Raw genomic sequence first — 566 nt, 5'->3', positions numbered from 1 at the left:
CACCGCCACCGGCGACGCGATCCCGGTACGCCAGGCGCGCACCGACGGGCGGACCACCACCACCGCGTACGCGCCCGCCACCGGCCACCCCACCAAGATCACCGAAACGTCGCCGCCCGCCACCCCGGGTGACGCGACCACCGCCCAGACCACAAACACCGACCTCGATGTCCTCACTGGCCAACCCACCACGATCACCGACACCAACGGCAACCACACCAAATACGTGTACGACGCGCTCGGCCGCGCCACCAGGATCTGGCTCGCCGACCGCGCCTCCTCGAACGCGACGCCGGCCAACTACGAGTTCACCTACACCGTCGCCGAGGGCAAGGCCGTCGCGATCGGCACCAAGACGCTGGAAAACTCCGGCGGTCAGCGCACCACGTACCAGATCCTGGACGGCCTGCTGCGCGAGCGGCAGACCCAGGAGCCCGGCCCCGGCGGCGGCCGGGTGCTCTCCGACATCTTCTACGACGACCGCGGCCTGCCGGCCAAGAAGTTCGCCCCCTACTACGCCGAGGGCGCGCCCCGTACCGCCCTGTTCGCGATGGACGACGCCCTGT

General features: G+C 70.7%; 1 protein-coding gene. It reads left to right on the top strand.

What is annotated here, in order from left to right; genetic code table 11:
* A partial coding sequence (locus KUM32_RS44845; protein WP_217146491.1) for a hypothetical protein occupies positions 1 to 566 on the top strand: 566 nt, incomplete at both ends.

Source organism: Streptomyces sp. AC627_RSS907, from assembly GCF_019049165.1.
Note: the sequence above shows the minus strand (reverse complement) of the source record. Positions and strands in the feature narration are given on the sequence as shown.